Annotated in this window: 6 protein-coding genes and 6 tRNA genes; all 12 read right to left on the bottom strand. The window is 37.2% G+C overall.

Annotated elements, in window-relative coordinates; genetic code table 11:
• Positions 1-715 precede the first annotated feature (715 nt).
• Positions 716-1,048 (bottom strand): helix-hairpin-helix domain-containing protein, encoded by a 333-nt coding sequence (locus QZT26_RS15605; protein WP_295103461.1) that lies wholly within the window; start codon positions 1,046-1,048, stop codon positions 716-718.
• 86 nt (positions 1,049-1,134) lie between these two features.
• The gene (locus tag QZT26_RS15600) at positions 1,135-1,809 is read right to left on the bottom strand and encodes an ATP-dependent Clp protease proteolytic subunit (RefSeq protein ID WP_295103459.1); all 675 of its coding nucleotides are present in this window, start codon (positions 1,807-1,809) and stop codon (positions 1,135-1,137) included.
• A gap of 30 nt (positions 1,810-1,839) precedes the next feature.
• Positions 1,840-3,147: a trigger factor gene (gene tig / locus QZT26_RS15595; RefSeq protein ID WP_295103455.1), complete on the bottom strand. Its 1,308-nt coding sequence runs from the start codon at positions 3,145-3,147 to the stop codon at positions 1,840-1,842.
• A 37-nt stretch (positions 3,148-3,184) separates the two neighbouring features.
• Positions 3,185-3,259, bottom strand: a tRNA-Gly gene (locus QZT26_RS15590).
• Positions 3,260-3,279: 20 nt separating this feature from the next.
• Positions 3,280-3,362, bottom strand: a tRNA-Leu gene (locus QZT26_RS15585).
• Positions 3,363-3,654: 292 nt separating this feature from the next.
• Positions 3,655-3,730: transfer RNA gene (locus QZT26_RS15580), tRNA-Lys, on the bottom strand.
• Positions 3,731-3,760: 30 nt separating this feature from the next.
• Positions 3,761-3,837, bottom strand: a tRNA-Arg gene (locus QZT26_RS15575).
• A 235-nt stretch (positions 3,838-4,072) separates the two neighbouring features.
• Positions 4,073-4,149 (bottom strand) — tRNA-His (locus QZT26_RS15570).
• A gap of 34 nt (positions 4,150-4,183) precedes the next feature.
• A tRNA-Arg gene (locus tag QZT26_RS15565) sits at positions 4,184-4,260 on the bottom strand.
• A gap of 434 nt (positions 4,261-4,694) precedes the next feature.
• Complete coding sequence (locus QZT26_RS15560) at positions 4,695-5,120, bottom strand: Uma2 family endonuclease (protein WP_169704225.1); 426 nt, start codon at positions 5,118-5,120, stop codon at positions 4,695-4,697.
• Positions 5,121-5,137: 17 nt separating this feature from the next.
• A complete protein-coding gene (locus QZT26_RS15555) occupies positions 5,138-5,632 on the bottom strand; it encodes a coiled-coil domain-containing protein (protein ID WP_169704226.1) in 495 nt (164 codons plus the stop codon).
• Positions 5,633-6,340: 708 nt separating this feature from the next.
• Entirely contained in the window at positions 6,341-6,508 is a 168-nt protein-coding gene (locus QZT26_RS15550) for a GxxExxY protein (protein ID WP_169704227.1), read from the bottom strand.
• Between the last annotated feature and the right edge of the window lie 205 nt (positions 6,509-6,713).

Raw genomic sequence — 6,713 nt, 5'->3', positions numbered from 1 at the left:
CGGTACAGAAACTGAAATGCCAGATGTTTCCGACTCAAAAGTCAGAACTCCTGAAGTGCCTTTTTTATCAAAAAGTAGCTAAGCTTATTAATTACAGTGAGATAGGTAAGGATTCAATAGAAGGCATCCCCATTGCTGGATGGAAAATGGCATGACCCCTGTTTTTACTCCCTCCGCTGGAACGTGGAGACTGGGGCGGGAGATACACGCGTCTTGCCAGTCACAAATTTGCGTCTTGTGTTTAATTTGGTATCAAATTAAATTCCACCAGATCAGGAGTTCTGAAAGTAAGACTACAAAAAATAGCTCAAGTATATGTACCACAATATGATATGGTTATAAGACCATTTTCATCGTTTCCGGGTGTTGCAAATGCAACATGATGACTGGTTGGAATTTGGAATTTACTTGTCATTTGTTCTGCTGATAGAAGATTGGATTGAAGGGATAAAACGTTTGGTTCAGGTTACAAACCTGAACCAACGAATGAAGTTTCCATTGCCATTACGTACCCAATCAGATACTTCACTATGTTCAGTACAAGGTTTGAGAACGAGTTGTGCTTCGGTAGTTTAATAGATTACGCTGAATAGTTACGACTATTTGTTAATTACAACAACCTTACACTTTAAAACAAAGAAGGGACGCCTGTTTTGGACGCCCCTTCTTTTCTTACTATCTAAGATTCGTATTGTATTTATTCTTTAAAAGGCAATCACTTCTTTTCTTTTATCTCTTCTATCGTTGTTTCACCTTCCAAAATTATAAAATCTTTAAATTTTTCAAACTTTTTATCTTTTAGTCCTTTTACTTTTATAATATCTCCAGTTGTTTTGAAAGGTCCTATTTTTGTTCTATGCGCAACTATTTCTTTTGCCAGTTTTTCACCAATGCCCGGCAACATTGCCAATTGTGCCTCAGTTGCCGTATTAATATTTACATGCCCTTGCAGCTTCGCCTTTGCAAAACTAACGTTACTCTGACCTACGATAAAGGCTACTGCAAACATTAACAAAACGACCATTACGCGTTTTTGCACTCTATGCATCAACATTCCTCCTTTAAAAAAACTTAAAAATAAAAGTCACGATCTATACTTGTGTTTTGTCAAAATATTTCTGCATTGCAAAATACTTATTCCTTCTCCTTCTTATCTCGTAGCGATTCAATTACTTCATCAATCAAACCATATTCTTTTGCATCATGTGATGACATGTAAAAGTCGCGGTCAACATCTGCCTCTATACGTTCCAAAGGCTGTCCTGTATGTTTTACAAGGATTTCGTTTAAACACTTTTTCATTTTCAGAATTTCTTCCGCCTGGATGCTAATGTCAGTCGCAGTACCCCGCATTCCTCCCCAAGGTTGGTGCAACATGATACGTGTATGGGGGAGACCAAATCTTTTGTTTTTTGTGCCACCTGCAAGGAGAATAGCAGCCATGCTGTATGCCTGCCCAATACAGAAAGTAGCAACATCGCATTGTACAAATTGCATCGTGTCGTAAATGGCTAAACCTGCAGTTATGGATCCTCCGGGCGAGTTAATGTAAATATTAATATCCTGATTTTTGTTTTCATTCTGAAGAAAGAGTATCTGTGCTATAACTAAATTTGTTAACGTATCTTCGATGGCTGATCCGATAAAAATTATACGATCTTTAAGTAACCGCGAGAAAATATCATAATGTCTTTCTCCATGCCCCGTTTTTTCCACAACATACGGAACAAAAAGCGCCCCTTGTTTCATTTGTGGAGAAACATCCGGGAACGCACCATTTTCTAAACGCGACAAATAATCTTTATACACAAAAACTCCTTTAGGTTAATAAATCAGAAATTATTTCGCTGCTTCCTGTTCAATTTTTGCTTCCTTTAACAAAAAAGCCAATGTCTTATCTTCCCGCATTTCGTTCCGTAAATAAGATAAGTTTCCCTGTGTTTCCAGTTGTTTTCGAACAACTTTTTTATCTGTGTTATAAGAATATGCAATTTCCACTATTCGTTGTTCAACTTCGTTTTCAGTTACAAATATTTTTTCTTTTTTCGCAATATACTCAATTATAAGCGATGCCTTTAATTCTTTCACTATGGATTCTTCTGAAACGCTTTTCATTGATTCAGTTTGTTTTTGAACCTCTTCAAACGGAACGCCTCTTTTTACCAAATCAAGCTGATGCTTATATACCCTTTCTTCTGCATGTTTGTTAATAAAGTCCTTCGGCAGATCAAATTGTGTTTGAGCCAAAAGTGTATCAAGAATCTGCGTCCTCAAATCGTTTTCTGCCCAGATATTCTTATTTATTTCCAGGCGCTTTCTGGCATTTAATTTTAAGTCTTCCAGTGATTTAAAATTTAAGGTTTTGGCAAGATCCTCATCTATTTCCGGAGGGCTTAAACGTTTTATCTCATTAACCACAAGTTTTATACTTGCTTCTTTTCCACGATATTCTTTTATATTGAACGTATCAGATAATACAACATTAATCGTACATGTGGCACCAGTTGTATTTCCTTTTAAATATTTTACCAACTCAGGGATTTCCGTATGAGCAATTTTGCTTCCGTCTACAACACTGACTTCTATGTCATTGTCTTCAAAAACAGTTATACCATTTACTTCAACTTTGCAGTCACAAATAATAAGATCCTTTTCTTCTATACCTCCACCACTCACAACAGTAAATTGCGCTTTTTGCAGCGCCAATTCTTTTAGGAGCTTATCAATTTCTTCTTCAGACACATCGATCGCCTTCTTCTTTAACTGTAAACCTTTATATTGGCCTACTTCAAATACAGGCAAAACTTCAAGCGTAACGTCAAAGGTGAGCGGTTTCCCGATTTCAAGATTCAAATTTCCGAACTCAGGGTCAAATTTAGGTTCGCCTACAGGTTCGATTTTGTTTTCTTCTAATGCCTTTTCATACGATTCGCTTATGAGGGATTGCTTCACATCTTCTTTGATTTGGGTTTCGAATCGTTTCTCAACCAGTTTTCTGGGTACGTGTCCTTTTCGAAAACCTGGAAGCTGTACAGTACTACAGGCTTCCAACGTCTTTTTCTCTAATTCGCTTTCTATTGCTTCTTTGGGAATTTCAAACTTTAAAAGTTTCTTACAAGGCCCTGCATTTTCAATTGTTATATTCATGATTCATCATTCCGTATTCTAACACTTGCTAAAAAATTGGAGCGGGTGATGGGGCTCGAACCCACGACATTCACGTTGGCAACGTGATGCTCTACCACTGAGCTACACCCGCTTTTTATATTCGCATATTTATGCGAGGGGGGGGAATCGAACCCCCACACCGTTAAGGTACAAGATCCTAAGTCTTGCGCGTCTGCCAGTTCCGCCACCCTCGCAGACCTCTGTTTAAAATCAAGAAATAAAATTTCTCAATTAAAATTACAATTGCGGCATAAAAATATATCAACCGAATAAACAGCAATTACGTTTAAATACTTCTTGCAATTTTGCTAAGCCAGTATCGCGTTTTACTAAAACAGAGACCTATTGTCTTCCATCATAAACAACGACTGAGCAGTTTTAATCTTACATTTGCAAGGTATTGAGTTTTCAATGCCCTCATCGTAATGGCACTGTTTTAATTTCAATTAAACGATATGCCCGACGTACTAAAAACGACAATCTTATTGGTGCGCCCTGGAGGGATCGAACCTCCGACCCACTGATTAAGAGTCAGTTGCTCTACCATCTGAGCTAAGGGCGCAAAAGGTTATTTATTGAAAAAATTTAAGAATGGCGCGCCCGGCAGGACTTGAACCTGCAACCTTTGGATTCGAAGTCCACCACTCTATCCAATTGAGCTACGAGCGCAAAAAAAACGCAATGTCGGCGCAGTCGTTCATACATCAAAATTGGACAATAAAATAAAGTCCCAATTATATAGAAGATAGGACAAATGTCAACCTGATTTCACTCCGCAAAAATTCTATCACCAAATAAATATGGCATCCTAAACTGCTAATAGACACTTAATGTATTTAAAACACTGGTCCGTTTATCATTAAAGAATAACGAAAGAATGTATCAATCAGGAATTGAAAAAAAATGGGGTGAGCGACGGGATTCGAACCCGCGACCCTTAGAGCCACAGTCTAATGCTCTAACCAACTGAGCTACGCTCACCACAAATGTATATAAGGCTTAGCTGAAATGAATATGGCGCGCCAGGAAGGATTCGAACCCTCGGCCGCCGGATTAGAAATCCGATGCTCTATCCATCTGAGCTACTGGCGCAAAAACCGCAAACACAACAAAGTCAAAAATTTGCTACATACCCAAAAAATTTACTACCGCTGTAAACTACAGAAAAAAAGAATAAAAACACTGTATTTTTTATCGAAATGCCGTAAAACAAGCCTGTTGGTATTTCAGTAAAATAGGTATATTTGCTTTTTTGCATAATTTGAAGATTTTATATAATTAATTACCTTGAAGCAAGAAAAAAACAAAAGAGAGGGAATTGGTTTGGTAACAAATATACCTGGCGACGATTGGGGGGGCTGGAGGTTTTAACGCTAGCCTACCAACTGGTCATATGCTTGTTTCTAAAGTATATTATTTAACTCCATTCTTAAGCCCTTTAGCACAGGCGATTCAAGAGATTCGTTTTTCCCGTATGTCTTATACAACCGGTAATGGTTTTCTTCCAGCATATAGATTTCTATCTCTTAGGTCTCCGGTATCACGATCCAGTATTCCTTTACACCAAATCTCGCATAAAGATTTTTCTTTTGCACAATATCTCTATATGCGCTATTTTCAGAAACTATCTTAATTACCATGTCAGGTGATCCCTGGATATTCTTTTCACCAATGATACTCAACCTGTCTCTTGAAACAAATAGGATATCCGACTGAACAACATTTTCTTCATCAAGATAAACATCATAGGGAGCATCAAAGACCTCCCCCAGATTATTATCTGCTACAAATTTCTCAATAACAAATTCAATCTTCCTCGAAATCCTTTGATGCCTCGTGCTCGGAAATGGTGTTATAATTAATTCTCCATCAATCAGTTCGTACCTTTTATCATCAGAAATTTTCAAATAATCTTCATAGGTGTACTTTTTATTTTCCAGAACCGGTGTCATGGCGAACCTCCTTATTTTCACTTTATAAACTTCAAAATACTAATAATTGTCGCTCCCTGACCTATCAGGAATATAAATAACCACTTGATAATTTCGGCCTTTGCATTAGCAAGATCATTTCTTACCTTATTAATATCTTCTTTCAGCTCTTCACGAAGTTTAGTCATATCGTTTTTCGTTTCTATTTGGAATTTGGTAATATCATCCTTCTGTTCACTTCGCAAATTGGTAATATCGTCCTTCAGTTCACTTCGCAAATTGGCAATATCATCCTTCAGTTCACTTCGCAAATTGGCAATATCATTTTTTGTTATTAAACTTAAGCTATTTATATCGTCTTTCAGCTCTTCACGAAGTTTAGCAATATCATCCTTTGTTGCCAAAAAACTTTCCTGCTTCTTTTGGTATTCCTCCAAAGATTTTTCTAATGCCTTTGTCAAAGTGCGCGCCTCATCTTCTTTGAATTGTGATTTTAAGTCTTCGTAAATCTCAAGGGTGTTTATAATGGGCATAAAAACCTCCGTATCTTAAAGTAACATGCAATGTGCATCGGTAAGAGTTCTGACTATGGCAGATTTTTAGGCGCTTGGCGCTATGTTAAGAACTGTTGGCATTATTAGTTATTTTCTCAAAAAAAATTCAGGCAGGATGCTATTTGGATAACCATAGGGCAATAATAGTTCCTATAAGTGTAATCCAGAAACCAAAAAGCCATTTGAGCATATCTATCTTTGCCGCCCCGATTTTGTCCATTAAATCAAGCCTGGAATTTTAGATTTTACCCTCAAGCTCGCCCTTTACCCATTCAATCTTTGTATAGAGTTTGTCAAGCTTACCTTCGATGTCTATCTTTAGCAATTGAAGGTCAGTTTTCGTAGCAATATCGCCCTTAAATGATTCAATGAACTCTATGGGCCTCTTCTTCGCCGATTTTGGGTTCAGGGTTTTTTATAAGGTCGTAAGATTTATACATAACACAAAAGTAACAAAATCATTATGTGAAATCAACGGCAAAAGGGGAAGATTGGTTGCGTTTCCTTTCTTCATAGTGTGTACCACATGACCAGAGAGGCACATGCAAAAACCAAGGGACAAATCTCTAAATCCCATCTTTCACAGGTGCATTTAAATACTTTCTCCGTGTCCATCTGCGTTTATCTGTGTCCTATAGCTTGACAGTAATCCTGAACGGTTTCTAAATTTACAAGAACAACAAATAATTATTGTGATACAGCGTGAATGCCTTCTTTTTTGAATTTTATCATCATTGCATTTTCATAAACCTTTTCCAGAAAACCGTAATCCAGTTTATTATAAACTTTATAAAAGATTTCGATAATCTTCTCGGTCAGATCTTTAAATTTAATATGCCGATAATCCGTGTCCATCAGTGTTCATCTGTGTCCAAACCATTTCTAAAATCCGATCTCCACAGAAATAATTGGTTTCATTGTTATCGCCAATCCTCTTCGGTCTTTATGGGTAATTTACGGATACGATGTCGTGTCTCTTCTACAACAACAACTGACCCTCTTTTAAGCGAATCACAAGATTCATCCAATACATGTTCAAGACGTTTCATGACATGTGGTG

It is taken from the genome of uncultured Candidatus Kuenenia sp. (assembly GCF_900696675.1).
Classification (GTDB): domain Bacteria; phylum Planctomycetota; class Brocadiia; order Brocadiales; family Brocadiaceae; genus Kuenenia; species Kuenenia stuttgartiensis_A.
Note: the sequence above shows the minus strand (reverse complement) of the source record. Positions and strands in the feature narration are given on the sequence as shown.